This window comes from Vibrio sp. Y58_MX_L22, assembly GCF_024181865.1.
Lineage (GTDB): Bacteria > Pseudomonadota > Gammaproteobacteria > Enterobacterales > Vibrionaceae > Vibrio > Vibrio alginolyticus.
This window is the reverse complement of the sequence record NZ_JAMZAN010000005.1, coordinates 337,658-362,027: the sequence shown is the minus strand read 5'-3', so window position 1 is coordinate 362,027 and position 24,370 is coordinate 337,658. Positions and strand designations below refer to the sequence as shown.

The 24,370-nt window shown below is 45.0% G+C and carries 25 protein-coding genes; 13 read left to right on the top strand and 12 right to left on the bottom strand.

Annotated features, from left to right (window positions below):
* Positions 1-476 precede the first annotated feature (476 nt).
* Together NL626_RS14360 and bcp are read left to right on the top strand one after the other, a co-directional pair.
* Positions 477-1,019 (top strand): glycine cleavage system protein R, encoded by a 543-nt coding sequence (locus NL626_RS14360; RefSeq protein ID WP_005380420.1) that lies wholly within the window; start codon positions 477-479, stop codon positions 1,017-1,019.
* Positions 1,020-1,035: 16 nt separating this feature from the next.
* Positions 1,036-1,506, top strand: a complete 471-nt coding sequence (gene bcp / locus NL626_RS14355) for a thioredoxin-dependent thiol peroxidase (protein ID WP_005380418.1) — start codon at positions 1,036-1,038, stop codon at positions 1,504-1,506.
* A gap of 77 nt (positions 1,507-1,583) precedes the next feature.
* Here bcp and NL626_RS14350 read toward each other — a convergent pair whose 3' ends face one another.
* Positions 1,584-2,657 carry an AI-2E family transporter gene (locus tag NL626_RS14350; protein WP_005389843.1) on the bottom strand — a complete coding sequence of 358 codons (1,074 nt, stop codon included), beginning with the start codon at positions 2,655-2,657 and terminating at the stop codon, positions 1,584-1,586.
* A 1-nt stretch (position 2,658) separates the two neighbouring features.
* Positions 2,659-2,895, bottom strand: coding sequence for a sulfurtransferase TusA family protein (locus tag NL626_RS14345; protein WP_005380414.1), 237 nt, complete (start codon positions 2,893-2,895; stop codon positions 2,659-2,661).
* 257 nt (positions 2,896-3,152) lie between these two features.
* Between NL626_RS14345 and NL626_RS14340 the strand changes: the two genes are divergently transcribed.
* Genes NL626_RS14340 through NL626_RS14325 form a run of 4 tightly spaced genes read left to right on the top strand, consistent with a single transcriptional unit; the run spans position 3,153 to position 6,004 of the window.
* Complete coding sequence (locus NL626_RS14340; RefSeq protein WP_005394337.1) at positions 3,153-4,604, top strand: M48 family metallopeptidase; 1,452 nt, start codon at positions 3,153-3,155, stop codon at positions 4,602-4,604.
* Between the two features lie 16 nt (positions 4,605-4,620).
* Positions 4,621-4,971 carry an arsenate reductase (glutaredoxin) gene (gene arsC, locus NL626_RS14335; RefSeq protein ID WP_005380410.1) on the top strand — a complete coding sequence of 117 codons (351 nt, stop codon included), beginning with the start codon at positions 4,621-4,623 and terminating at the stop codon, positions 4,969-4,971.
* On the top strand, positions 4,972-5,541 hold the full coding sequence (wrbA, locus tag NL626_RS14330) for an NAD(P)H:quinone oxidoreductase (RefSeq protein ID WP_025768258.1): 570 nt from the start codon (positions 4,972-4,974) through the stop codon (positions 5,539-5,541).
* 22 nt (positions 5,542-5,563) lie between these two features.
* The gene (locus tag NL626_RS14325; RefSeq protein ID WP_005380407.1) at positions 5,564-6,004 is read left to right on the top strand and encodes a DUF2069 domain-containing protein; all 441 of its coding nucleotides are present in this window, start codon (positions 5,564-5,566) and stop codon (positions 6,002-6,004) included.
* Between the two features lie 140 nt (positions 6,005-6,144).
* Here NL626_RS14325 and NL626_RS14320 read toward each other — a convergent pair whose 3' ends face one another.
* A complete protein-coding gene (locus NL626_RS14320; protein WP_042521428.1) occupies positions 6,145-7,353 on the bottom strand; it encodes a DUF2066 domain-containing protein in 1,209 nt (402 codons plus the stop codon).
* Between the two features lie 365 nt (positions 7,354-7,718).
* Between NL626_RS14320 and NL626_RS14315 the strand changes: the two genes are divergently transcribed.
* The gene (locus tag NL626_RS14315; RefSeq protein ID WP_253657465.1) at positions 7,719-8,972 is read left to right on the top strand and encodes a uracil-xanthine permease family protein; all 1,254 of its coding nucleotides are present in this window, start codon (positions 7,719-7,721) and stop codon (positions 8,970-8,972) included.
* Between the two features lie 116 nt (positions 8,973-9,088).
* On the opposite strand, the gene upp is transcribed toward NL626_RS14315, so the two are convergent.
* Positions 9,089-9,715, bottom strand: coding sequence for a uracil phosphoribosyltransferase (upp, locus tag NL626_RS14310; protein ID WP_005380401.1), 627 nt, complete (start codon positions 9,713-9,715; stop codon positions 9,089-9,091).
* Between the two features lie 179 nt (positions 9,716-9,894).
* Here upp and purM point away from each other — a divergent pair, with 179 nt between their 5' ends.
* Both purM and purN read left to right on the top strand, forming a co-directional pair.
* Positions 9,895-10,935: a phosphoribosylformylglycinamidine cyclo-ligase gene (gene purM / locus NL626_RS14305; protein WP_005389861.1), complete on the top strand. Its 1,041-nt coding sequence runs from the start codon at positions 9,895-9,897 to the stop codon at positions 10,933-10,935.
* A gap of 151 nt (positions 10,936-11,086) precedes the next feature.
* On the top strand, positions 11,087-11,743 hold the full coding sequence (gene purN, locus NL626_RS14300) for a phosphoribosylglycinamide formyltransferase (protein WP_253657464.1): 657 nt from the start codon (positions 11,087-11,089) through the stop codon (positions 11,741-11,743).
* A gap of 389 nt (positions 11,744-12,132) precedes the next feature.
* On the opposite strand, the gene NL626_RS14295 is transcribed toward purN, so the two are convergent.
* Complete coding sequence (locus tag NL626_RS14295) at positions 12,133-12,978, bottom strand: class II glutamine amidotransferase (protein WP_005380394.1); 846 nt, start codon at positions 12,976-12,978, stop codon at positions 12,133-12,135.
* A gap of 51 nt (positions 12,979-13,029) precedes the next feature.
* A complete protein-coding gene (gene lpcA / locus NL626_RS14290) occupies positions 13,030-13,605 on the bottom strand; it encodes a D-sedoheptulose 7-phosphate isomerase (protein ID WP_005380392.1) in 576 nt (191 codons plus the stop codon).
* A gap of 376 nt (positions 13,606-13,981) precedes the next feature.
* Between lpcA and fadE the strand changes: the two genes are divergently transcribed.
* A complete protein-coding gene (fadE, locus tag NL626_RS14285) occupies positions 13,982-16,426 on the top strand; it encodes an acyl-CoA dehydrogenase FadE (protein ID WP_064377460.1) in 2,445 nt (814 codons plus the stop codon).
* Positions 16,427-16,628: 202 nt separating this feature from the next.
* The gene (locus tag NL626_RS14280; protein WP_005380390.1) at positions 16,629-18,404 is read left to right on the top strand and encodes a SulP family inorganic anion transporter; all 1,776 of its coding nucleotides are present in this window, start codon (positions 16,629-16,631) and stop codon (positions 18,402-18,404) included.
* A gap of 73 nt (positions 18,405-18,477) precedes the next feature.
* Here NL626_RS14280 and NL626_RS14275 read toward each other — a convergent pair whose 3' ends face one another.
* From NL626_RS14275 to dnaQ, 5 genes are all read right to left on the bottom strand, one after another.
* A complete protein-coding gene (locus NL626_RS14275) occupies positions 18,478-18,888 on the bottom strand; it encodes a GNAT family N-acetyltransferase (protein WP_005391824.1) in 411 nt (136 codons plus the stop codon).
* 84 nt (positions 18,889-18,972) lie between these two features.
* Positions 18,973-19,365, bottom strand: coding sequence for a DUF1353 domain-containing protein (locus NL626_RS14270; RefSeq protein WP_017633769.1), 393 nt, complete (start codon positions 19,363-19,365; stop codon positions 18,973-18,975).
* A gap of 51 nt (positions 19,366-19,416) precedes the next feature.
* On the bottom strand, positions 19,417-19,974 hold the full coding sequence (locus NL626_RS14265; protein WP_053304069.1) for a nucleotidyltransferase domain-containing protein: 558 nt from the start codon (positions 19,972-19,974) through the stop codon (positions 19,417-19,419).
* A gap of 202 nt (positions 19,975-20,176) precedes the next feature.
* Entirely contained in the window at positions 20,177-21,427 is a 1,251-nt protein-coding gene (locus NL626_RS14260) for a TIGR03503 family protein (RefSeq protein ID WP_017820744.1), read from the bottom strand.
* A gap of 8 nt (positions 21,428-21,435) precedes the next feature.
* Positions 21,436-22,158, bottom strand: a complete 723-nt coding sequence (gene dnaQ / locus NL626_RS14255; protein WP_005380385.1) for a DNA polymerase III subunit epsilon — start codon at positions 22,156-22,158, stop codon at positions 21,436-21,438.
* Between the two features lie 59 nt (positions 22,159-22,217).
* Between dnaQ and rnhA the strand changes: the two genes are divergently transcribed.
* Entirely contained in the window at positions 22,218-22,682 is a 465-nt protein-coding gene (gene rnhA / locus NL626_RS14250) for a ribonuclease HI (RefSeq protein WP_005380384.1), read from the top strand.
* On the opposite strand, the gene NL626_RS14245 is transcribed toward rnhA, so the two are convergent.
* Positions 22,679-23,425, bottom strand: coding sequence for a class I SAM-dependent methyltransferase (locus NL626_RS14245; protein ID WP_017636046.1), 747 nt, complete (start codon positions 23,423-23,425; stop codon positions 22,679-22,681). The genes rnhA and NL626_RS14245 overlap by 4 nt on opposite strands.
* 37 nt (positions 23,426-23,462) lie before the next feature.
* On the opposite strand from NL626_RS14245, the gene gloB reads away from it, so the two are divergent.
* Positions 23,463-24,221: a hydroxyacylglutathione hydrolase gene (gene gloB, locus NL626_RS14240; protein ID WP_005380380.1), complete on the top strand. Its 759-nt coding sequence runs from the start codon at positions 23,463-23,465 to the stop codon at positions 24,219-24,221.
* Positions 24,222-24,370: the final 149 nt, after the last annotated feature.

Below are 24,370 nucleotides of genomic sequence, written 5' to 3'. Positions count from 1 at the left end.
GTTTATCTCCCTCATTTAACTCTTTCTGCATGGTACTGTAATGCGATTGAAAAACACAAGAGCGTAAACTCGCTTACAAAGTACAAATGAATGAATAATTATCAGTTGTTAGAGGTCTAGCAACTTAATTGCTCTATTTGGTTTGATTAACGGCAATATTGATAATCGTGTTGGGCTTTCGAGTGACTTTAGAATCTATCAGTGATTTGGAAAATACTGAAGAGCACAAGCAAGGAAAATATACTCTTTGGTCTTGTTAGCCAAGTCAGATCTAAGTGAATAAAACGGCCAGACAATAGGCAAGCACATCATGCAAACGTTTTGTTTATCCTATAGCCTGCATTTACTGTTTATTTCCCACCACTCCCCTCAAGCTCCGACTGCTTTTTTATGGACTAAAAAAGAACTGGCTCGATATTTCTTCGCAATATCTGTGCTAACATCTCTCTATTGAAGAAAGGACAAGAAGCTCATTTATGAAGCAACATCTGGTACTTACAGCAGTTGGAACGGACCGTCCAGGCATTTGTAACCAAGTCGTACAGCTCGTTACTCAAGCTGGTTGTAACATAGTCGATAGCCGTATCGCTATCTTTGGCAGCGAATTTACGCTGATCATGCTCCTGACTGGGAACGCCAGCAGCGTGACTCGAGTTGAAACACAATTGCCCCTGCTTGGCCAAGAACATGACCTTATTACGATCATGAAACGCACAGCGGCGCACGAACTGCTCGATAACAGCTACACCATGGAAGTGTTTATTGAGTCTGAAGACCGCCCTGGGTTAACTGAAAAATTTACTAAGTTCTTCGCTGATCAGCAGATTGGTTTAGACTCTCTTAGCGCGCAAACCATCAGCAAGTCGAAAATTCAACTCGATTCTGACCAGTTTCACATTGCGATTACTGCATCTGTAAGCGCGGATTTTAATTTGATGCAGTTACAAGAAGACTTCGATGAACTTTGTAAGTCGCTCAACGTACAAGGTTCTCTGAATTTCATTAAAAACACACTATAAAGTAAAGGAAATCAAAATGAATACGCTGACAGCAGGCTCGCCAGCGCCAGCCTTCTCTTTGCTCGACCAAGACGGAAATACCGTTTCTCTTGAAGACTTTAAAGGCAAGAAAGTACTTTTCTACTTTTACCCTAAGGCGATGACGCCGGGTTGTACTACACAAGCAAAAGGCCTTCGTGACATCAAAGCTGAACTCGATGCACATAACGTGGTGGTACTCGGCGTAAGCATCGACCCTGTAAAGCGTCTAGGCAAGTTCATCGAGCGCGATGATTTAAACTTCACTCTGCTTTCTGATGAAGACCATGCCGTTGCAGACCAGTTCGGCGTTTGGGGCGAAAAGAAATTCATGGGCAAAGTATACGACGGTCTTCACCGCATTAGCTTTCTGATCAATGAAGAAGGCGTGATCGAACATGTGTTCAACAAGTTCAAAACCAAAGATCACCACGAAGTCGTATTAAACTACTTAAACGAAAACGCTTAAACGCTATTGTTTTTCTACAAACAAAAAGCCCAGCAAACTGCTGGGCTTTCTTTTAACCATCGTACCTTTGGTAACAACTACTCTTGTTCGACAGGTTCGTTTTCTTCCGTGCTTGGTAATGCATGCCATACGGCTTTGACTAATGTCGCTAAAGGAATGGCGAAGAACACCCCCCAAAAGCCCCAGAGCCCACCAAAGACTAATACAGCCACAATGATAGCAACTGGGTGTAAGTTTACTGCCTCGGAAAACAGAACAGGAACCAAGACGTTACCATCAAGCGCCTGGATAATACCGTAAGCAAGCAACAACCAATAAAACGGAGGCGTTAAACCCCATTGGAACAAACCAACGATAGCAACAGGTACAGTAACAGCCGCCGCACCGATATAAGGAATCAAAACCGATAGACCAACGGCTACGGCAAGCAACGCCGAGTAACGAAGATCTAAAAGGGCAAAAGTTACGTAGCTCACACCGCCCACGATTAAAATCTCTAACACTTTACCGCGAATGTAATTTGATATCTGCTCGTTCATTTCATGCCAAACTTTATTCGCCAATTTACGGTTTTTCGGCAGAATACCGCTTGCGATTCGCAGCATTTCTTCTTTGTCTTTAAGCAAAAAGAAGATCAGAAGTGGCACTAAGATCAAATATACCGCTAGCGTTGCAATGCTAACTAATGAAGCAAGCGACCCTTTGACGACACTTTCACCCAGCCCCAATGCTTGGTTTTTGGCGTTCGTCACCACGGTTTCTACTATTTCTAAATTGGCTAGTTCAGGGTGGCGCTCTGGCAATGTGACAATAAACTTTTGTAGCCCGTTGTACATGTTCGGAATATCGTTAATTAGATTACCGACCTGAGTCCAAATCGTCGGAACCAAGCCAAACAACGCAATTAACATTAACCCGACAAAGACCAAGATCACGATAATAACCGACAAAGTGCGCGGCACGCCCATACGACACATTTTGACAACTGGCCATTCAAGTAGATAAGCCAAAACGATCGCGACAAGTAATGGCGCAATCAAGTGTCCAAAGAAGTAAATGGTGATAAAGCCAAACAGCAAGATCGCGACGAGACTTACTGCGTGAGGGTCAGAGAAACGTCGTTTATACCAACGACTAACCATTTCAAACATCTTATGCGGATTCCTTATTGAAGACAGTCAATGTGTAGTGCTCTGATGTAGATTGGCAATCAACCGAGTACCCTTGGGCACTAAGATAGTTCACAATGTCTCGTTTAGAGCTGTTGTCCACCACTTGAATGACAAGTTGATGATACTGCTTTGCTTCTCCTTGAAAGACCTCAGCAGCATGACGCTTTGCAAGTAACAGTGCCATAGGACAACGTTGCTCACGCAAATCAAGTAACATGGATTCCATTGTATTGCTCTGCACTTATGATAGGGTTGTATTGTAACGGCTTTTTGAGCTGGTGCTAGCACTTCTGACATGATTTAACCACATGCTGAAATAGCTCGGATGTAAAATAATTTACGAAACCAATTCATTTATTTCCGGTCTTACTGTTAGCTTATATCCTCACGGATAACCAAAACGTATGTGGCGCTGTTAATAGGCTCTCGACCTGTAACCACATGCTTATGTATTTTGGAGAACCTTTTAAACGTATGTTAAAACGCACTCGCTCGCTAGTTTGCTTATGTCTTGCTGCTGCCATCAGTTCGCCGACAACTTATGCCAATAGCATTGACTTGCCAGACATTGGCACAGCTGCTGGTGGCACGCTTTCAATAGACCAAGAGTTGATTTATGGCGACGCCTATATGCGTATGCTCAGAGCCAGTAAACCTATCGTTAATGACCCTGTCATCAATGAATATATTGACTCTCTTGGGCACAAATTAGTGGCCAATGCGAATGATGTAAAAACGCCGTTCCACTTCTTTATGATTCGCGACCGTAATATCAACGCGTTCGCGTTTTTTGGTGGCTATGTAGCGCTGCATTCTGGGTTGTTTCTTCATGCTCGTTCAGAAAGTGAGCTGGCCTCTGTTGTCGCTCACGAGATAGCGCACGTCACACAACGTCATCTTGCTCGGAGTATGGAAGAACAAGCACGCCGCTCTCCGGCCACATTAGCCGCACTTGCGGGGGCACTACTGCTTTCAATTGCCTCACCCGAAGCGGGGATGGCTGCAATTACAGCAGCAACCGCGGGCAACATGCAAAGTCAAATCAACTACACTCGTGCAAACGAAAAAGAAGCGGATCGCTTTGGTATTTCGACACTAGCAAAAGCCGGTTTTGATGTTCAAGCAATGCCAAGGTTTTTTGGCCGTCTTGCTGATGAGTATCGTTATGCGAGTAAACCGCCACCAATGCTCCTGACTCACCCTCTGCCTGAAGATCGAATTACCGATAGCCGTGCGCGAGCAAGAACCTATCCTCCAATGCGTGTTGTGCCTTCAATAGACTATCATCTAGCTCGCGCGCGCATTGTGGCTCGTTACGCTGGCATTGATGGACAAGCCGCCCTGAGCTGGTTTGAGAGAACCCAAAAGAAAGCCTCTGCGGACATTACACCTGCTTTTGATTATGGTCGAGCACTCGTGCATTTAGACAATAAACGCTTATCTCAAGCGGAACCAATTTTGAAAAAGTTACTGGAACAAGACCCAAGTAACCCGTTTTACTTGGACGCTATGACGGATTTATACATCGAGAAGAAGCAGCCAGAAAAAGCAACCGAGATGCTCCGCAAAGCGTTATCTCGTAACCCTCAAAATAAAGTATTGACCATTAACTACGCCAATGCGCTACTTGAGGACAATAAAAACGATCAAGCCACGCGAGTTCTTCAAAGATACACTCATGACTATCCTGAAGATACAAATGGCTGGCACCTAATATCGAAGAGCTACCACGCGCTGGGGCGTAGCGATGAAGAGTTGGCTGCTCGAGCAGAAATTTTGGCATTGCGAGCAAATTGGAATAAAGCGATTCAATATTATAGTGAAGCAAGTAAAATGGCCAAGTTGGGCAGCTTAGAGCAAGCACGATACGATGCCCGTATCGACCAACTCATGATCCAAAGAGATCGATTCATGGCATTACAATAACGAAATGGAGAAAACCATGTCAGTCGTGATTTATCACAACCCTCGTTGCTCAAAGAGCCGTCAAACACTTGAACTGCTTGAGCAAAATGGTGTTACACCGGAAGTCGTCAAATACCTAGACACACCACTTAACGTGGATGAACTAAAAGCGCTGTACGCCCAGCTTGGCTTTTCATCTGTACGTGAAATGATGCGCACTAAAGAAAGTGAATATAAAGAGCTTGGCTTAGGCGAAGACTCCGTCAGCGATGAGCAATTATTCGAAGCAATGGCGAAAAATCCAAAGTTGTTTGAGCGTCCGGTAGTCGTTGCTAACGGCAAAGCAAAAATTGGTCGCCCACCAGAGCAAGTGTTGGATATTTTATAAATGGATTGCCAGATCCTTATTTTGTATTTCAGCCGTCATGGCTCGACAAAACAACTGGCAAGACAAATAGCAAGAGGAGTCGAATCGACTCCTCAATGCCAAGCAGTTTTGCGTACAGTTGAAGAATTGTCACCTCACTCACACTCCCCTTCTGATCCAATTGTTACTCTAGAGGAACTGAAAACGTGCGACGGTCTAGCGTTTGGCAGTCCCGTCTGGTTTGGCAACATGGCTGCGCCTTTAAAGCACTTCTGGGATCAGACTACATCTTTATGGGTCAGTGGTGACTTAATCGATAAGCCTGCTTGTGTCTTTACCTCTTCGTCCTCGATGCATGGTGGTCAAGAAACAACGTTACAAAGCATGATGACCCCTTTATTGCATCACGGGATGATGGTTTTGGGCATTCCTTATTCCGAGCCAGAGTTACACACTACGCAGTCCGGAGGCACTCCGTATGGCGCCAGCAGTGTAGGCCATGAGGCAACCCTAAGCAGTGAAGAGATTCGCCTGGCACAACAATTAGGCAAAAGGCTGGCAACTGCAGCGTTAAAACTAAAAGTCTGTTAGTAAAATCAAGGATAGTTAATCGATGTCTGACTCTTTAGACCAAACACCACTCGGTACACAGGCTAAAACCTATCGTTACCTGGCTTTATTTGGCAACTTAGCCTTATTAGCCTGGGTCGCTATTTGGCAGCTTGCGTTATCCCCTCACCCTCACCTCAGCAGCACAACACTTGCTATTGCTTGGTGTATTCCGCTACTACTTCCGTTACCTGGTATTTTAGCTGGTAAGCCTTACACTCATGCTTGGGCTAACTTTGTTCTTATGCTGTATTTCTTGCATGCGCTGACCATCCTTTATGTGGATGGGGGTGAACGCTGGCTTGCGGCAGTGGAACTGATACTGACTTCACTCGGTTTCGCTGGCAATATTTTGTTTGCTAGAGCGAGAGGCAAAGAGCTAGGTCTTAAGTTGAAACGCCTCTCTCAAGTAGAAAAAGAAGAAAAAGCGAAATTCAATAAATAACGCCAATTGCAGTCAATCACTGATCATTGGTTCGAATACGAATTTAGAAAACAAAAAGAGTCGCTATTGCGACTCTTTTTTATGCTTACCACATTGGTCTTTGATCCTTGCGTTTCACGCCTGGAACGCTACCAAGGCGATTACGATGCCGAGCGCCACTCGTAGATCAAGTCATACTGTTCTCGGACAGGCTCCACAATCATCGGCTGAGTTGGTTGTGTTTCGTCACTTGCTTCTGCCACAATATCTACTGGTACTTCAGGCTGCGCTTCTTTTGGCGTCGCGGCGTCTTTTGCTTCATTACTCTGAACCAATGGCTCTTCTTCTTGAGTTGAAGCTGGGGCATCAACTTCACCTAAAGGATCTTCAAAAACCATTAATTGAGAAATAGAAGAAGCTTCTTTCTCAAAAGCTTGTTGTGATGCCAAAAGGTGGATGTTGAGCGTTAACTCGTCCCCTTGAACACGCTTAATCTCTGTACCCGCAACCGAATTAAGTTGTTTTAACGCATTCTCTAAACGGAAGAAGTCCGTTGCAGAGGTTACATTAAGGACTTTCACTGCTAGCGCTTTTGAAGACTTTCCTGAAACCACAACTGCACTCTTACTTGCATAGTAGTCTGCGATGCCATCCACCATTTCTGCAATAGCATTAGCACCTGATGCAGACCCGCTACGCGGAGAACGTTGCGCTTCTACAATTCTCGTTGGCGACTGGTCGTAGAGTGTCCAACGAATTTGTTCACCTTGAGCTCGTACAACCAAAACGGCGTCAGCTGGGTAGCGCTGGCTGGCTTGACCAATTGGCTCAATAAAGCCGCCCCAAAGATCAGAGACATTAACACCGGTCACATCATCAAAATCCCCAACCGGGATAGTGATTGGTAGGCCTCTTAATTTCGCTGCGCTACGAAGTGCTGCAACATTTGAAGATTCAGAATGTTCCCACGCAATGTTACGATCGTAACCCCGTTCTTCAACCATCCAAACTAAAATATTGGCACGATTTGGCGACCAAGATGGCAATTGTGCTTGTGTTAAAAGAGAGCTGATTTGGTCGTTGTTAAACAACATTTTTAGGCTCGCTTTTCCATCAACCTGCCCATAGCTCAGTTGAGAAATGTAACGCGCACTTGAGCTGAGTGCCTTTTTAATCACTGGATTGCTTAAAGAGGATTGAGAACCGGTCGCTCGAACAATCACATCCTGCATACCTTGTTGACGAGCCAAAGACTCACCGTCGTTCTGCTCACTGTCGATAACCACTTCGGCACGATAGATATCCACCTGAGTTAATGCATATACTGGTAGGGACAACCAACCTATCAGTAAGAGAGCTAAATAGCGCATAGTTTTTATAATCCTCTGAACAAGAACCCGAATAATAAGCAACTATCAAATCTTGAGCAAGGCAAGTACTGAGTAAATTGTCTGTATTATGACCAGCTTTGTTAACTCGGGCCTCAACCAGCGCTTCAGTGCTATTTTTTATAATAAACTCATTGCTTATTAAGCTATCTCAACAAGTTAGGCTGTCCATTTTTCATCTTCACGCAAGACACGTAAAAGAGGACAATTTGCAAGCAAGCAACTCTCAAAAGTGCTATTTATGAGAAAAATTCAATCGAAAGTTTGATCTATGCAACATTGCAAACGATTGCAGGATGATAGTATTCGCCGGATTTGTCTGCGTATCTTGAAAATAGGGAATTATTATGAAAAACGCGTTACAAGGCGCTCAAATGCTCTTTGTCGCTTTTGGTGCTTTGGTGCTTGTGCCGCTCCTAACTGGCCTTGATCCAAACGTAGCCCTCTTTGGTGCCGGTGTCGGTACTCTCCTCTTCCAATTAATGACTAAACGTTCTGTTCCCATCTTCCTTGCCTCTTCTTTTGCGTTTATTGCTCCTATTATGTTCGGTATCCAAACTTGGGGTATCGGTGCAACGATGGGCGGCTTGATGGCAGCGGGCTTAGTTTATGTGGCTCTAGGGGCGATGATCAAAGTGCGCGGTGTTGGATTTATCCATAAAATTCTCCCGCCTGTTGTCGTTGGCCCTGTGATCATGGTTATCGGCCTTGGCCTTGCCCCAACAGCAGTGAACATGGCGGTAGGTAAAACTGGTGATGGAGCTGCACAGCTAGTTAATGGTGATGCTGCGATCATTATCTCGGCGGTCTCACTGCTCACAACCATTGTACTTAGCGTTTTTACAAAAGGCTTTTTGAAGCTCGTTCCTATTGTTGGTGGTATTCTTGCTGGTTACTCTGTTTCTCTATTCTACGGTGTGGTTGATTTCACTCCCGTAGAACAAGCGGCTTGGCTAGCCATGCCAAACTTCACCGCGCCAGAGTTCAATATCAACGCAATTTTGTTCATGATTCCTGTCGCTATCGCACCTGCGGTTGAGCACGTAGGTGACATGCTTGCTATCTCAAACGTTACAGGTAAAAACTACCTGAAAAAACCAGGCCTTCACCGCACAATCGCAGGTGACGGGGTGGCAACTATCGCAGCTTCGATGGTGGGTGCTCCACCAAACACCACTTACAGTGAAGTAACAGGAGCGGTAATGCTAACCAAAGCATTTAACCCTGTGATCATGACTTGGGCAGCAATCACCGCAATCGTACTTGCATTGGTAGGTAAGCTAGGTGCGGTTCTTCAAACGATTCCAGTTCCTGTCATGGGCGGCATCATGATTCTGCTGTTCGGCTCCATCGCAACGGTAGGCCTCAACACACTGATCAAGAATAACGTTGATTTACATAAGTCTCGTAACCTAGTGATTGTTGCCGTAACACTTGTGTTTGGCATTGGTGGTATGGCTTTCGGTATTGGTGAGTTCAGTCTACAGGGTGTGAGCCTATGCGGTATCGTGGCAATTATTCTTAACCTTGTGCTACCAAACGATTTAGGTGAAAACCACGTTGTGGATAACGCACAAATGGAAGAAGAAAGCGCGAAATAGTTCGTTTGCGCCGCTTTATTAGGTGGCGTGTCTTACTCTTCTCCTCTTGTAGATACAAAAAAGGCTTGGTTTTCACCAAGCCTTTTTCTGTTCAGTCATAGTAATACATCAAAGAATTACTTAGTACCGAAGATCTTATCACCTGCATCGCCTAGACCCGGAACGATGTAGCCTTTGTCATTAAGCTTCTCATCGATTGCCGCAGTGTATAGCTCAACATCTGGGTGTGCTTTTTCTAGCGCTTCAATACCTTCTGGTGCAGCAACAAGTACCAGCACTTTGATTTGGTTACAACCTTTCTCTTTTAGGAGATCGATCGTAGCAATCATAGAACCACCTGTTGCAAGCATTGGGTCAACAACAAGCGCAATACGCTCCTCGATGTTTGAAGCAAGCTTGTTGAAGTAAGGAACTGGCTCAAGCGTTTCTTCATCACGGTAAATGCCCACAACACTGATACGTGCGCTTGGCATGTGCTCAAGAACTCCATCCATCATGCCTAGACCTGCACGTAGGATTGGCACTACGGTTACTTTTTTACCTTTAATCTGGTCTACTTCTACCGGACCGTTCCAACCATCAATGGTCACTTTTTCTGTTTCAAAGTCTGACGTTGCTTCGTAAGTAAGTAGGCTACCGACCTCAGTCGCTAACTCACGAAAACGTTTTGTGCTGATGTCACCTTCTCTCATTAGACCAATTTTATGTTTTACTAGAGGGTGCTTTACTTCAACAACTTTCATGTCCATCTCCGGCTATAGTTGGCAATATTTAAACAAACCTTCAGATTATACATGATTTTCACAGGGATATCAGGATAAATCACTAAAGAAAAAAACAGACGCAAACGTTTGCTATCTATGTTTAAGCACTGTTAGAATAGCGCCGTTTTCATATCCAACTTAATACCGAGGACTTCCCTGTGAGTGGTAACAACTCTTCTCTTAGCTATAAAGACGCTGGTGTAGATATTGATGCAGGCAACGCGCTTGTGGATCGTATTAAGGGTGCGGTAAAACGTACTCGTCGCCCTGAAGTTATGGGTGGTATCGGTGGTTTTGGCGCGCTATGCGAATTGCCAACTAAATACAAACAACCTGTACTGGTTTCTGGTACTGATGGCGTTGGCACCAAACTTCGCCTAGCACTGGATATGAACAAGCACGACACGATCGGCATCGACCTAGTGGCAATGTGTGTAAATGATCTTATCGTGCAAGGCGCAGAGCCACTGTTTTTCCTAGATTACTATGCAACAGGCAAACTAGACGTTGATACCGCAGCGGATGTTGTTTCAGGTATCGCAGAAGGGTGTGTTCAAGCAGGTTGTGCCCTAATTGGTGGCGAAACTGCGGAGATGCCTGGTATGTATGAAGGCGAAGACTACGACGTAGCTGGTTTTTGTGTTGGCGTAGTAGAAAAAGAAGACGTGATTGACGGCACGAAAGTCGCTGCTGGTGATGCACTTATCGCTGTTGGTTCAAGCGGCCCACACTCAAACGGTTACTCCCTTATCCGTAAGATCCTAGAAGTATCTGGTGCAGATAAGAGCGAAGAGCTAGCAGGCCGCACTATTGGTGAGCACCTACTAGAACCAACAAAAATTTACATCAAGTCAGCACTTAAGATGATTGAGAAACACGACATCCATGCGATTTCTCATATCACTGGTGGTGGTTTCTGGGAAAACATCCCACGCGTACTGCCTGAAGGCACGAAAGCAGTTATCGATGGTAACAGTTGGGAATGGCCAGTTATCTTCAAGTGGCTACAAGAGAAAGGCAACGTCGACACACACGAAATGTACCGCACATTCAACTGTGGTGTAGGTCTAATCGTCGCACTACCGAAAGACCAGGCAGATGCAGCAGTTGCTCTTCTTAAAGAAGAAGGCGAAAACGCGTGGGTGATTGGTCAAATCGCACAAGCAGACGCGAACGAAGAGCAAGTTGAAATCCAATAATTTGCAAATCGAGCTCAAAAGATAAGAAGAATGAGGACACTAGATGACTAGGTCCTCATTTTGCTATCTAGAACACTAAAAACCATTCTATTAGTAGGTAGTTTAGAAGCTACATAACTCCAACCTACAATACCAAGGCGCTCTCGACATCATGAAAAACCATACCCTAAAAAACATTGTGGTCCTCATCTCGGGTAACGGAAGTAACCTGCAAGCTATCTTGGAAGCTTGCGAAGACAGCATGCCAAACGCACGAGTGGCAGCCGTGTTCTCTAACAAAGCAGATGCTTTTGGTTTAGAACGTGCAAAAAAGTTTGATGTGGACGGTCACTTTGTCGACCCTAAAGCATTCAGCTCGCGTGAAAGCTTTGATGCAGAGCTAATGAGTCAAATAGATGAATACCAACCAGACGTGATTATTCTTGCTGGTTACATGCGCATTCTGAGCAGCGCATTTGTTTCTCATTACATGGGTAAGATGATCAATATCCACCCTTCTCTTCTACCAAAATATCCTGGGCTACACACACACCAGAGAGCAATTGATGCTGGCGATAAAGAACATGGTACGAGTGTGCACTTTGTAACGGAAGAGCTTGATGGTGGCCCTGTCATACTGCAAGCAAAAGTTCCTGTGTTCGAAGACGATGATGCTAGTGTACTTGCGGCACGTGTTCAGGCGCAGGAGCACCGAATCTACCCTATGGTGGCTAAGTGGCTGGTAGACGAGCGGTTGATCATGAAGGATGGTAAAGCCTATTTAGATGACGCAGAGCTTGGCGTACATGGGTACGCCTCAGATGAGTAGCCCTGAATAATAAACTCCAAGCACAAAAGAGCAGCCTGAGGGCTGCTCTTGGTTGTTTTAATACTTATAAACTTGATTCAAGAAAGCCGTAGTGAGACTAGAAACCTAAAACCCAACATTCTAAAAAATCCCATAACCACTTGAGTAACATAACACTCGGAAAGTAGATTCTGAATCTGGTTCGTTCTTCACCGTTCAGACTGACGAGGTGTTTTATGAGAAATTTCTATCAGTTACGTCTTTACAGCAAGCCTTAGCGAGACTAGGACTCTACTACCAGCACTCTAGAAAGTAAGAATGCTCATCCGTATCCGCCCTCGGTTTAAAACGCATAAAAATAAAGCTCGCGATTAAGCGAGCTTTATTTTTATATTCAGAGTAAGAGACCATCACTCTAACGGTTCGGTTGGCGCTTGATTGCCCGGCTTAGCCGCCGCAAAAGGCACATTTACCAGTTCAGAGGCATTATTTTTGACTAGTTCACCTAGGTGAAACAAGCCGTATTCGCCAGGTTTCATACGCTGCCAAGCTTCGTTGCCCGTCAAAGGTTGAGTTGCGATCACAGAAACGATGTCATGTGGCGTGGTTTCTTCTTGGAAGTTAATTTCCACATCTTCATCAAGCAAAGCAGCTTTTCCAAACGGTGCGCGTCTTGTGATCCAATACAAATGATTGGTGCAATACGTCATTACATACTCACCATCACTCAGAAGCATGTTAAATACACCCTTCTCTCTTAGCTCATCACAACATTTAGCAACATATAAGAATACCGACTCCATATCCTTTGGTGGCTCAGGATATCGATCTTCCATTTGCTTCAATAACCAGCAAAATGCCAGTTCACTATCTGTTTCACCGACAGGTCGATGTCGACCTGTATGCAAGTCTTGATAGCCAGAGAGCTGACCGTTATGCGCAAACGTCCAATACCTACCCCACAGCTCACGTGTAAAGGGATGAGTATTTTCTAAATTAACACCACCACGATTCGCCTGTCGGATATGACTAACGACCGCACGACTTTTGATGGGATAATTTTGTACCAACTCTGCTATTTTAGACTCACAACTTGGCTTGGGATCTTTGAAGGTTCGAAAGCCCTTCCCTTCGTAGAAGGTGATCCCCCATCCGTCACGGTGTGGGCCAGTTCGACCTCCACGCTGCATGAGCCCAGTAAAGCTGAAACAAATATCTGTTGGAACATTGGCGCTCATACCGAGCAATTCACACATGGTTTAAAAAACTCCCTAACAACACAGCTCGAAACGGTGGCCGTAAAACGATTATTCCATCTCTTTTTCGATCAACTGAATGATGATATGAATAATCTTAATATGAATTTCCTGAATGCGGTCTGCATAACCAAAGTGTGGCACGCGAATTTCAATATCTGCAAGGCCTGCCATTTTGCCGCCATCTTTGCCTGTTAGCGCAATCGTCTTCATGCCTTTCGCTTGTGCTGCTTCAATCGCTTTCAGGATGTTACCTGAGTTACCTGACGTCGACAGACCAAACAGTACGTCACCTTTTCGACCAACCGCTTCTACATAACGTGAAAACACGAAGTCATAACCAAAGTCATTACTCACACAAGAAAGGTGGCTTGGATCTGAAATAGCAATACCAGCATAGCCAGGACGATTTTCTCGGTAACGGCCTGTTAGCTCTTCGGCAAAGTGCATTGAATCACAGTGAGAACCACCGTTACCACACGACAATACTTTACCATCTTGCTTGAATGAGTCAGCAATCATTTTCGCCGCTGCTTCGATTTGCGCAATGTTATGGTCATCGCTTAAAAATTTGTTGAGCACTTCAGCAGCTTCGTTTAATTCACTTCTAATCAGATCATGGTACATAAGACGTTCTCTTTATTATTTCGGCTTCAGTCAGCTCTTGACTCACTGAGCAAATTGTTCTGATACCAATTTGGTATCGGACATTTCATAAACCGGAACTCGGGTTTGATTACTCTGAGTTTACCCACAAACGAGAATTAGTGTCGATAGTGAACCAACAGATTTAGATTAGTGATGGTAATAAACTTGTCAACTTGCTCATGAAACCATCACTCAAATCTCAACTTTAGAATTTTAACTCTACTTAGATCACTTTTTATCCAATCTTATGTTTTACATTTCCTTAATATTTTGATTACACTTAAACCAACTGGTTAGACCTCTTACCTAACATGCAGACGTACAAAACTTATAAAGTCTGAAAAGGAAAATATATATGGACATCTTGCTCTCAATCATCACGATGGCGATCGTGCTAGGCATTACGCTCTACCACCGCATGTCTCTCGTGAAATCTATTAGCTTACTCACCGCAGCCATGCTGGCTCTTACAGTAGCTGGTACTGTCGGCGTTATTGGTTGGGCGATTTACGTTCTCGCCGCAGCTGTGCTCGCGGTTCCTGGCGTACGTCAGTCTTTAATTAGCCGCAAAGCGTTAGTGCTTTTCAAGAAAGTGCTGCCAGCTATGTCTCAAACCGAAAAAGAAGCGTTAGACGCAGGTACCGTCTGGTGGGAAGCCGAACTATTTAAAGGCAAACCAGAGTGGCAAAAGCTACACGCAATTCAAGCACCTAAGTTAAGTGCGGAAGAACAAGCCTTTTTAGACGGCCCTGTGAATGAAGTGTGCGCCATGGTGAGTGATTTCCAAGTGACCCATGAACTCGCGGACTTACCGCCAGAAGTTTGGCAATACCTGAAAGATCATAAGTTCTTCGCCATGATCATTAAGAAAAAGTACGGTGGTCTTGAGTTCTCAGCATACGCGCAATCACTAGTACTACAAAAACTAACGGGTGTTTCTGGCGTTCTATCGTCTACCGTTGGTGTTCCTAACTCTTTGGGCCCAGGTGAGCTACTGCAACACTACGGTACTGAAGATCAAAAAAATCATTACTTACCGCGTCTAGCTGAAGGTAAGGAAATCCCTTGTTTCGCCCTAACAAGTCCAGAAGCGGGTTCTGACGCTGGATCTATTCCAGATTACGGTGTGGTCTGTAAAGGCGAATGGGAAGGAAAAGAAGTACTGGGTATGCGCCTGACTTGGAACAAGCGCTACATCACCCTAGCGCCAGTCGCAACGGTACTAGGCTTAGCATTTAAACTTCGCGATCCTGAAGGTTTGCTAGGCGACAAAGAAGATCTTGGCATCACTTGTGCGCTTATCCCAACTGATGTCAAAGGTGTTGAGATTGGTAACCGACACTTCCCGCTCAATGTACCATTCCAAAATGGTCCAACGCGCGGTAAAGACATCTTTGTTCCTATCGATTTCATTATCGGTGGCGAAAAAATGGCGGGCCAAGGTTGGCGTATGCTGGTTGAGTGTCTGTCGGTTGGACGTGGTATCACGCTGCCTTCAAACTCAACAGGTGGCATCAAAACTGCGGCAATGGCAACCGGTGCTTACTCACGTATTCGTCGTCAGTTCAAACAGCCTATCGGCCATATGGAAGGGGTTGAAGAACCATTAGCACGCTTGGGTGGTAATGCTTACGTGATGGATGCAGCAAGCAACTTAACCGTTGCGGGTATCGACTTAGGTGAAAAGCCTTCAGTAATCTCAGCTATCGTGAAGTATCACTGTACGCACCGCGGCCAGCAAAGCATCATCGATGCAATGGACATCGTAGGCGGTAAAGGTATCTGTATGGGACCTTCTAACTTCCTAGCTCGTGGTTACCAAGGTGCGCCAATCGCAGTAACGGTTGAGGGTGCTAACATTCTAACACGCTCAATGATCATCTTTGGCCAAGGCGCAATCCGTTGCCATCCGTACGTTCTTGAAGAAATGAACGCGGCGTATTCTGAAGCAAGTAATGCTGTCGAGAAATTTGATAAAGCGCTTGCTGGTCACGTGAGCTTTACAATGAGTAACCTAGTGCGCAGTATTTGGTTTGGTTTTAGCGACGGTCTGGGCTCTTCATCACCAACCAAAGATGCAACCAAGCGTTACTACCAACAATTGAACCGTTACAGTGCAAACCTTGCTCTGCTATCGGATATCTCAATGGCAGTGCTAGGTGGCTCTTTGAAGCGTAAAGAGCGTCTATCAGCACGTCTTGGTGACATTCTAAGCCAGCTATATTTGAGCTCTGCGACGTTGAAACGTTTTGAGCAAGATGGCCGTCCAGTCGAAGATTTACCATTAGTACACTGGGGTCTACAAGACAGTTTGAAACAAGCGGAAGTGGCAGTAGATGAATTCTTAGCAAACTTCCCGAACAAAGTAATTGGCCGTGCGCTACGCGTATTAATCATGCCATTTGGTCGCGTACGCAAAGCACCAAGCGATAAACTAGACAGTAAAGTGGCGCGCATTCTACAAACGCCAAGTGCAACGCGCTCACGCATTGGTCGCGGTCAATACCTTGAACCAACCGAGCACAACGCAGCAGGTAAGATTGAACTTGCACTATCAGTCATTCTTCAAGCTGAGCCTGTGTTTGACAAAGTATGTAAAGCGCAGGGTAAGCGTCGCCCATTCTTACGTTTGGATATGATTGCTCAGGAAGGGCTAGAGCAAGGCTTTATCACGCAAGAAGAAGCCGATCTACTCAGAGAAGCGGAACAGCATCGTCTAGATACAATCAACGTTGACGATTTTGAGCCGGAACTGCTTGCCGCAAAGCCGCTATACCCTCAGATGGATAGTGTCGCGTAACTCTAGAATCTGAGACCACAAACGGGAGTATCAGCTCCCGTTTTTTATTGCTTCCAGAATCGGATTCATAACACCTCACACTACAAAGCCCCCCTGCGCAATAAAATCCTCGCACTCCAATCTTTTCCCCGATTTCCAGTGATAACTAACTCACAGACGTTCCAACTAAGCGGTGTATACTTTAAGTAACTCACTCACATATATGGTAAATCCGTTGGCTAAAATATTACTCGCACAGTGGTTCCCAGGGCTTGTTCAGCTTAAGCATTATCAAAAAGAATGGTTTGTTAACGACTTTAGAGCCGCCTTTTCTGTTGTCGCGGTTGCACTGCCAGTTGCCATAGCTTACGCACAGTTAACTGGTGTATCCGCAATTGTCGGTCTGTATTCGTGTGTACTGCCAATGTTGGTTTACGCTATGATGGGCACATCTCGACAACTCATTGTCGGACCCGATGCAGCAACCTGTGCAGTGATTGCTGCTGTTGTGACACCACTTGCCGCAGGTGACCCCACAAAACATTGGCAGTTGGTTATGACCATGACAGCGATGACGGGGATTTGGTGTGTACTGGCAAGTCGTTTCAAGCTAGGGGTATTTGCAGATTTCCTTTCTCGCCCGATTCTTTTGGGTCTACTCAACGGTGTTGCTCTCACAATTATCGTTGGTCAGTTTGCGAAAGTAGTCGGTTTGAAATACGAGCAACGTTATTTACTGGAACGTTTATGGGAAGCTCCACAACGATTAACCGATCTTCATTGGCCTACTGTAACTCTGAGTATCGTGACAGTTGTCGTTTATTTGCTCACCAAACGCTACCGACCAACTTGGCCTGCTGCCATGCTGGCGATCCTCGTAACTACTGCGTCAGTTTGGTTTTTCCATTTACAAGAGATGGGCGTATCGGTTGTCGGACTCACTCAAGGTGGCTTCCCTCAGTTTCAAACACCGGAATTTGAGCTAGGTGAAGTTCGTGAACTAGTAGTCCCGGCGCTCAACCTTGCGATTGTCAGTTTTGTTAGCATGATGCTCACCGCCCGCAGTTTCGCGGCTAAAAACGGTTATGATATTGATGCAAATAAAGAGTTTCAGGCGTTGGGTTTTGCCAACATTGCCTCAGCGTTTTCACAAGGTTTCGCAATAAGCGGCGCTGACTCACGCACAGCCGTCAATGATGCAAATGGCGGTAAATCTCAATTAGTTTCGATTGTCGCCGCAATCACCATTGCCATTATTGCGGTATTTATTTACGAGCCTTTACAGTTCATCCCTATCGCTTCACTTGGTGTTGTATTGATTATTGCGTCCCTATCGCTGCTCGATCTTAAAGCAATTTGGAAATTAAAATCTCGTGACAAAGATGCATTTTATCTGGCCATCATTACTTTTATTTCTGTGTTGATCGTGGGTGTAATACCGGGGATCACTTTGGCGGTATTGCTAGGGCTGTTTCAATTTTTACGTATTGTCATGCGGCCGAGTGATCAGCTACTTGGCTTGGATGAAAAAGGCACCATTCGGACCATCGACGACTCAGGAAAAGCTTCGCCTATTCCTGGAATGGTGATTTACCGCTTTAACTCACCGCTAACTTACTTCAATGCTCCTTACTTTAAACGTAGAGTGTTAGAGCAGGCAGAGCATCACAAAGACGCAAGTTGCGTTGTCATCGACGCCGTGTCGAGCTTTACTCACTTGGATCTCAGTGTGATGGCAACACTGGCAGATATTCACAATACTTTGAAAAAGAGAGGCGTACGCTTAATCCTCGCAGGAAGGAAACGACGCCTTCGTCAATGGTGTGAGCTTACTGGTATCAGCACCAGTGAAGGAGGCATCTTACTGCGAGCTGATATGTACCTTGCCATTAAACTTAGTGGCTGTTACATCAGTGCTGTGGGTGAGGGACAAATTCCTACTGTTCAAAAAGAGCCTGATTTAGAGCAGCCACCCAAACCAATTCCAGAAGTGGCTTAAATAGAAATTTAATATAGAAAACAGGAAATTAAACTCCTGTTTTCTAGTGCTTATCTTCACAGCTGAATACGTGTTATGCCTTTGGCTTAAACTTTTTTGTCATCCCTTGGCTTTTAGGAGCCACCAGCCTATAACCAAGCTTTTCGTAAAAGACCGGTTCATCAGCAATCATAGAAACGTAAGAGCCTTCAAGTGCAACAGAAGAAAGATAACCGTCGATGTATTCCATGACTTTTCTACCTAAACCGTTGCCTTGATAATCAGAATCAACGGCAACGTCGACAATTTCGAAGTTACACGCCCCGTCACCAACAACCCGACCCATTGCAATGAGCTTTCCTTCATCCCGAACAGATACGCCATATAACGAATTGGGTAGGCCAATTTCAGCAGCTTTCAACGATTTGGGTGATAGCCCGGCTTTTATACGCATATCACAGTATTCTTTCGGGCTTGGCACATGCTCTTCATATCTTATTGTCATTATGTACTACTCCTTTGTATCACCTTGGAGCTTACATAACCAAACTGTATGAATAAACAGTTAAACGTTGGAAAGATGTTCCCATTAAGCACACAAAGTATCGGGTCTAGAAAAGAAGCCACCGACAACTCTGACGCCATAATAGATATAAGTTGCTCTGAAGCTAGACATTCCTTTTTCTAAACATGTTTCTCTCAACAACGTATCCGCATGCTTTCGAGCACTTTGTGGCAACACCTCTTCCCTCATGAGTTGGTAAAGAGCATCATGCACTAAAGAAGCTTTCATAATGTTTTTTGTGTCTAACGCTGGCCCACTCGCTCCATCCCATGCATAGCCCTTTTTAATCGTTAACACGCCTTGTTTGGACAAACTAAGAAAAGGGCTGTCATACGCGTTACTCACTGAAATGTGAGTCTCAATCTTTTCTTCAGAATGGAGAGTGTATTTATACTTCTGACGCTTTTTGTATTTCATAACCTAACCGCCTAGCTAACTTCAGTGGGAGGAACGGAGATGACTCTCAAATTAGAGTTTCTCAGAGAGTTTTTTCAAATAGGACTTAGCAAGCTCATGGTTATCTCTGCTCAACCACTTAATACAATCAAAGAGTTCCCAGATCAGTCCTTGATCACCACTGGTATAAACTGGGAAATCTTCATGCTTTGGCGCAGGTTCATCAGTAACCATGCCCCCAATCACATCAGCTTTATCAAATAAAGTCTTAAATGGCTTAGAAAGTTTGAAGGGCTCACAGAGATCTAAACAATGAATCTCTGCACTGGTTAGGTCATTAAAAATGTATTTTTTGAAACACGCATTTTCGTTGTGCTCTCCCTCAAGGCGATAAAAAATGTCTTTATTAGCTTCAAACTGGGTAAAGCAAGGCTCTGAGGCTTTATGGAAGTTGTTTTGAGTAAATACAACAACATCAGCGTCCGAAATACGGTCACCTTGTCCTGATGACAATGAACCAAGCAATACCGCGGCAACAACGTCTTTTTCAGAACAAAAGGCATCATAAGCTGACTCAACCAAGGCCTTTTGTCGTGGTAAATGTTCTAGTCCTAACTCTCCAATTGTCATAATTCACTCCGTCGATACGCACTAAAATCAAGTCGAAACGTAAACAGTATCATGCGAGCTTTATTATGATTAATCAACGTTAAATCATGGTGTTACTTTAAAATAAAATGATTAATGACCATGAGAAACATCAAATTCTGTCTCAAACTTAAACTGAAAAAACGGAGCCGATTGGCTCCGTTTCTCGCTTTATGTGTTACTACTATTTCTTTGGCACTTCTAACTGCATCTCTGGCATGGCATCGCGCTTCGCTTTAATTTTGCGCCAGACTATCCATGCAATGATCACAATCAGCAGCATTATCACGTTACCCACCGCGATAATAATCATGCTGCGCTTACGCTCAGCCTCCCGCTCAGCGATAATTTGCTTTTCCATTTCAATACGGCGCTGCTCGGCTAATTCAGCTTCTTTTGCAATTCGAGCAGCTTCTAGATCAACTTCATCAACAACACTGAAGGTTTGCTCTGGAATAGGAAACACCAACGGACGCTGGGTTGCAAAATCAGTGGTAAAGATCTCGCCGCGCCATGCGTACTTACCAAGCTCAGCATCGTTATTGAGGTTCAACGTAACTCTCATTCCATCTTTAGAGACCTGTCCTTGGCTGTAACTAATGAAACCATCGGGAGCGTCCTTTTTCACTGTGACTGCAATAGAGCCTGGTGCAATCATACCTTGCTCACCACTCACCACTAATTGATGTGGCTTATCGGGATTACGAGCCTGAATAAAAGTACGAGAGATTGGGTTCGGATAAACCAAGATGACTTGTTCTTGCGCTCGTAAGAATACGCCATTGCCAGACGTGATGCGCGCGCGGTACTTACCAGGCTCAACGTCTATTGGGAGCTGAACCGTGAACACTCCATCCCCTGCTTTTTCATCCAAGCCGCGGCCGTCATCAGCAAACTCACCCACAACCATCGGCACTGGACGAGCTTCTTTGATCAGCTCATCTTCATTTTCGACAAACTTGGTAAATGTCACGCGCAGATTCACGCGATCAAGGAAGTCGCGCAATACAAGAGGTTTGCCGTCGGAGGTCAGGCGAGCTGTAAACTTAAGCGCTTCCCCATTATATAATCGGTTTGGGAACAGATCCGTACTGAGCTTTAGGTGAGAAATTAAGCGGATGTTATTTTTAGGCGTAACTTTCCCCACAGCCTGCCATGGACCTGGCATAGGGTTATCAACGGAAATAATATCGAGTGAGGCTTCTTGATACCAACGTACATTGTCGTAAGAGCCCCAAGCATAGTATTTTTTACCGTCAGGACGGACTAAAACAACTGGCTGAGAACTTTGCTCACGATAAACCAAAAACGTGATCTGCTCGATGGTTGGATCAACTCGAAAGCGATTGTCTAATAAAGACATTGTAGATTCACTCGCAGCACTCGAGAGACTACTCCATATCGCTAAAAACGCGACCAACAAAGCCCTCAACATAGCTTCTCCTATTGATGCCAAATACAGTCGTTCACCAACTCTAATCTTTTTTGGTGAGCTTCTAGTTCATCGGCACTTGCGCGCAAAACCTTTAGCGCTTTTCTTCCTTCAATACGACGAATGGTTTCTACTCCACCCTCTTGTTTATTCGCGTTAAATTCTAGACTCGTTTGACCACCCGTCATAAAGAGGTAAACGTCGGCTAGAATCTCCGCATCGAGCAAAGCTCCGTGGAGAGTACGGTGCGAGTTATCAATACCGTAACGTTCACATAAGATATCAAGGTTGTTTCGCTTACCAGGGAAGATTTTCTTCGCCATAGCAAGGGTGTCGGTCACCTTGCAGTAGTCGTCCGTTTTGCCGATGTTAGGATCGAGCATGCCAAACTCGTAATCCATAAAGCCGGTATCGAAGGGCGCGTTGTGGGCAACAAGTTCTGCGCCTTTAATAAACTCAAGAAACTCTTGGTGCACGCTCGCGTATTCCGGTTTATCAACCAAGAATTCATCCGTAATACCGTGAACTTCCACCGCTTCTGGTTGGATTTCACGATCGGGTTTTAAATAAACGTGGAAGTGACGACCAGTCAGCTTACGGTTGATGATCTCCACGGCACCGATTTCAATAATACGGTGTCCCATGTAGTGAGGACCACCCTCGCGGTTCATACCTGTGGTTTCGGTATCGAGAACGACAATGCGGTTATATTCAGAATTGCTGCTGGTATTCATAAGGTTATGTATGTCAGACTATGCTTTATTAAATGTTTCGGCTAATAGTACCAAAAAATATGACCAAACACGTTGAGATTTTCACTGACGGTTCTTGTTTAGGTAACCCAGGACCAGGTGGTTACGGCATAGTATTGCGTTACAAAGACGTAGAAAAGACACTTTCCAAAGGCTATACGTTAACTACCAACAACCGCATGGAAATGTTGGCGGCTGTCGTCGCGCTGCAGACGTTAAAACAACCTTGCAAAGTCACTTTAACGACTGACAGCCAATATGTGCGCCAAGGTATTACTCAGTGGATCCATAACTGGAAGAAGCGTGGTTGGAAAACAGCGGATAAAAAACCCGTGAAGAATGCCGATTTATGGCAAGCTCTAGACAAAGAAACCGCACGCCATCAAGTTGAATGGCATTGGGTAAAAGGCCACGCGGGCCATCGTGAGAACGAAATGTGTGATGAGCTAGCCCGGACTGCTGCAGAAAACCCAACTGAGGAAGATACAGGTTACCAACCCTCTTAGCGAGATTCTTTCCTCATAGTGTTACCCTCTCGATTCATCACCCCAAGTGGTGTGAGCTTTTTCTTCAAGCGCCAATGCGGTTTGATAGGCTTGAGAGGGTATGTCCGTTTCCGCGCGACTATGTAATACAAACTCCCAGCGGGTGATGCCCAATCACCAAGACTATTTTCCAACCATGTCCACATCGTACGGTAACGTTTCATCGGAAACAGCGCATAACGATCACAATGAATCACTTGATAATTAAGTAACCCTAACCAATCTTTGATGCGGTTCGACGTAAACATTCGTCCACTCCAAGGCAAATTATGTTTACGCCATGGAAGCAAACTCGCTAATCCAGTCAAGCTTAATGGGTTGAATCCAGTAATAATTACATAGCCATCATCCATCATCACTCTATCGACTTCACGCAACAAACGGTGTGGATCGCTTGCATAGTCGAGCTGATGAGCGAGTATCACAACATCAAAGCTTTTTTCCAAAAAGGGTAATTCGTAACCATCTGCAATCACATTATGCAACGGGTTCTGGATATCTACGTTGACTTGGTGTTGAATGTTACAATTACAGCTGGTTAGCTCACAGCTCAACCCGCCCAGTTTGAGCATATGGTAGCCGAAGAGTTTCGGGCACCATTCATCAAGTCGGGTCTGGATTGACTCAAGCACCCACGGACCGTTGTTCATTGCTGACCAAGTCGACGGGTGTGGTATAGTTTTGTTGCTGAGTGCTGGTTTCATTAACCACCTGACTAAAATGGGTGACGGAGAACGAATCGTGTTAGAGATCAAAAGCATACCCGCATTTAATGATAATTACATCTGGCTGATACAAAATAGCGATAAGCGCTGCGCAGTCGTTGATCCGGGCGATGCGAAGCCAGTATTAGAATTTCTGCAGGCTAACGAATTAACTTTAGAAGCGATTTTAATTACGCACCACCACAACGATCACATTGGTGGCGTTCCAGACTTAGTGCGTGCATTTCCTAACGTCGCCGTTGTGGGCCCAAAATCAGAGCCAATTCCAACCCTAACGACACCAATGGAAGAAGGCGACAAGCTGGAGTTGTTTGGTGAGATTTTCTTAGTACTTGGGTTACCCGGCCATACTTTGGGCCATATCGGTTACGTTGGGGACGGAAAACTGTTTTGCGGTGATGTGCTCTTTTCTGCTGGCTGCGGTCGTATTTTTGAAGGTACGCCTGAGCAAATGTTTGAATCACTGAGCAAACTAACGTCTCTACCAGAAGAAACTCAAGTCTTCTGCGCGCATGAATACACCGCGAGTAACGTGGCGTTTGCTCTAGCGGTTGAACCTGACAATGAGCAACTTCGCCAATATCGCGACGATGTAAACCGACTGCGAGCACTCAACATTCCGACACTTCCAACAACAATACGCAAAGAAAAGTGGATTAATCCGTTCTTGCGAACCTCTAACCCTGACGTGGTTCAATCTGTTGCTAGTCGCATTAAAAATAGCGATCCATGCTCGGTTTTTACTGCTTTACGCGAGTGGAAGAACGAATTTTAACCATTTTCTGCTTGTAAGTTTGCAAGACCCCAGTATTATCAGGGACTGATTTTTCGAGAAGCGCCACTGGCGCTTCTCTTACGTTTGGGGTTGATATAAATCTATTTGAATTTCTCCCCATTGCATAATTAGAAGCTCTTTGCCTCTAT

Coding starts and splice junctions, on each gene's coding strand:
- NL626_RS14360 (WP_005380420.1), top strand. CDS start 477: ATGAAGCAACATCTGGTACTTACAGCAGTTGGAACGGACCGTCCAGGC.
- bcp (WP_005380418.1), top strand. CDS start 1,036: ATGAATACGCTGACAGCAGGCTCGCCAGCGCCAGCCTTCTCTTTGCTC.
- NL626_RS14350 (WP_005389843.1), bottom strand. CDS start 2,657: ATGTTTGAAATGGTTAGTCGTTGGTATAAACGACGTTTCTCTGACCCT.
- NL626_RS14345 (WP_005380414.1), bottom strand. CDS start 2,895: ATGTTACTTGATTTGCGTGAGCAACGTTGTCCTATGGCACTGTTACTT.
- NL626_RS14340 (WP_005394337.1), top strand. CDS start 3,153: ATGTTAAAACGCACTCGCTCGCTAGTTTGCTTATGTCTTGCTGCTGCC.
- arsC (WP_005380410.1), top strand. CDS start 4,621: ATGTCAGTCGTGATTTATCACAACCCTCGTTGCTCAAAGAGCCGTCAA.
- wrbA (WP_025768258.1), top strand. CDS start 4,972: ATGGATTGCCAGATCCTTATTTTGTATTTCAGCCGTCATGGCTCGACA.
- NL626_RS14325 (WP_005380407.1), top strand. CDS start 5,564: ATGTCTGACTCTTTAGACCAAACACCACTCGGTACACAGGCTAAAACC.
- NL626_RS14320 (WP_042521428.1), bottom strand. CDS start 7,353: ATGCGCTATTTAGCTCTCTTACTGATAGGTTGGTTGTCCCTACCAGTA.
- NL626_RS14315 (WP_253657465.1), top strand. CDS start 7,719: ATGAAAAACGCGTTACAAGGCGCTCAAATGCTCTTTGTCGCTTTTGGT.
- upp (WP_005380401.1), bottom strand. CDS start 9,715: ATGAAAGTTGTTGAAGTAAAGCACCCTCTAGTAAAACATAAAATTGGT.
- purN (WP_253657464.1), top strand. CDS start 11,087: ATGAAAAACCATACCCTAAAAAACATTGTGGTCCTCATCTCGGGTAAC.
- NL626_RS14295 (WP_005380394.1), bottom strand. CDS start 12,978: ATGTGTGAATTGCTCGGTATGAGCGCCAATGTTCCAACAGATATTTGT.
- lpcA (WP_005380392.1), bottom strand. CDS start 13,605: ATGTACCATGATCTGATTAGAAGTGAATTAAACGAAGCTGCTGAAGTG.
- fadE (WP_064377460.1), top strand. CDS start 13,982: ATGGACATCTTGCTCTCAATCATCACGATGGCGATCGTGCTAGGCATT.
- NL626_RS14280 (WP_005380390.1), top strand. CDS start 16,629: ATGGTAAATCCGTTGGCTAAAATATTACTCGCACAGTGGTTCCCAGGG.
- NL626_RS14275 (WP_005391824.1), bottom strand. CDS start 18,888: ATGACAATAAGATATGAAGAGCATGTGCCAAGCCCGAAAGAATACTGT.
- NL626_RS14270 (WP_017633769.1), bottom strand. CDS start 19,365: ATGAAATACAAAAAGCGTCAGAAGTATAAATACACTCTCCATTCTGAA.
- NL626_RS14265 (WP_053304069.1), bottom strand. CDS start 19,974: ATGACAATTGGAGAGTTAGGACTAGAACATTTACCACGACAAAAGGCC.
- NL626_RS14260 (WP_017820744.1), bottom strand. CDS start 21,427: ATGTTGAGGGCTTTGTTGGTCGCGTTTTTAGCGATATGGAGTAGTCTC.
- dnaQ (WP_005380385.1), bottom strand. CDS start 22,158: ATGAATACCAGCAGCAATTCTGAATATAACCGCATTGTCGTTCTCGAT.
- rnhA (WP_005380384.1), top strand. CDS start 22,218: ATGACCAAACACGTTGAGATTTTCACTGACGGTTCTTGTTTAGGTAAC.
- NL626_RS14245 (WP_017636046.1), bottom strand. CDS start 23,425: ATGAAACCAGCACTCAGCAACAAAACTATACCACACCCGTCGACTTGG.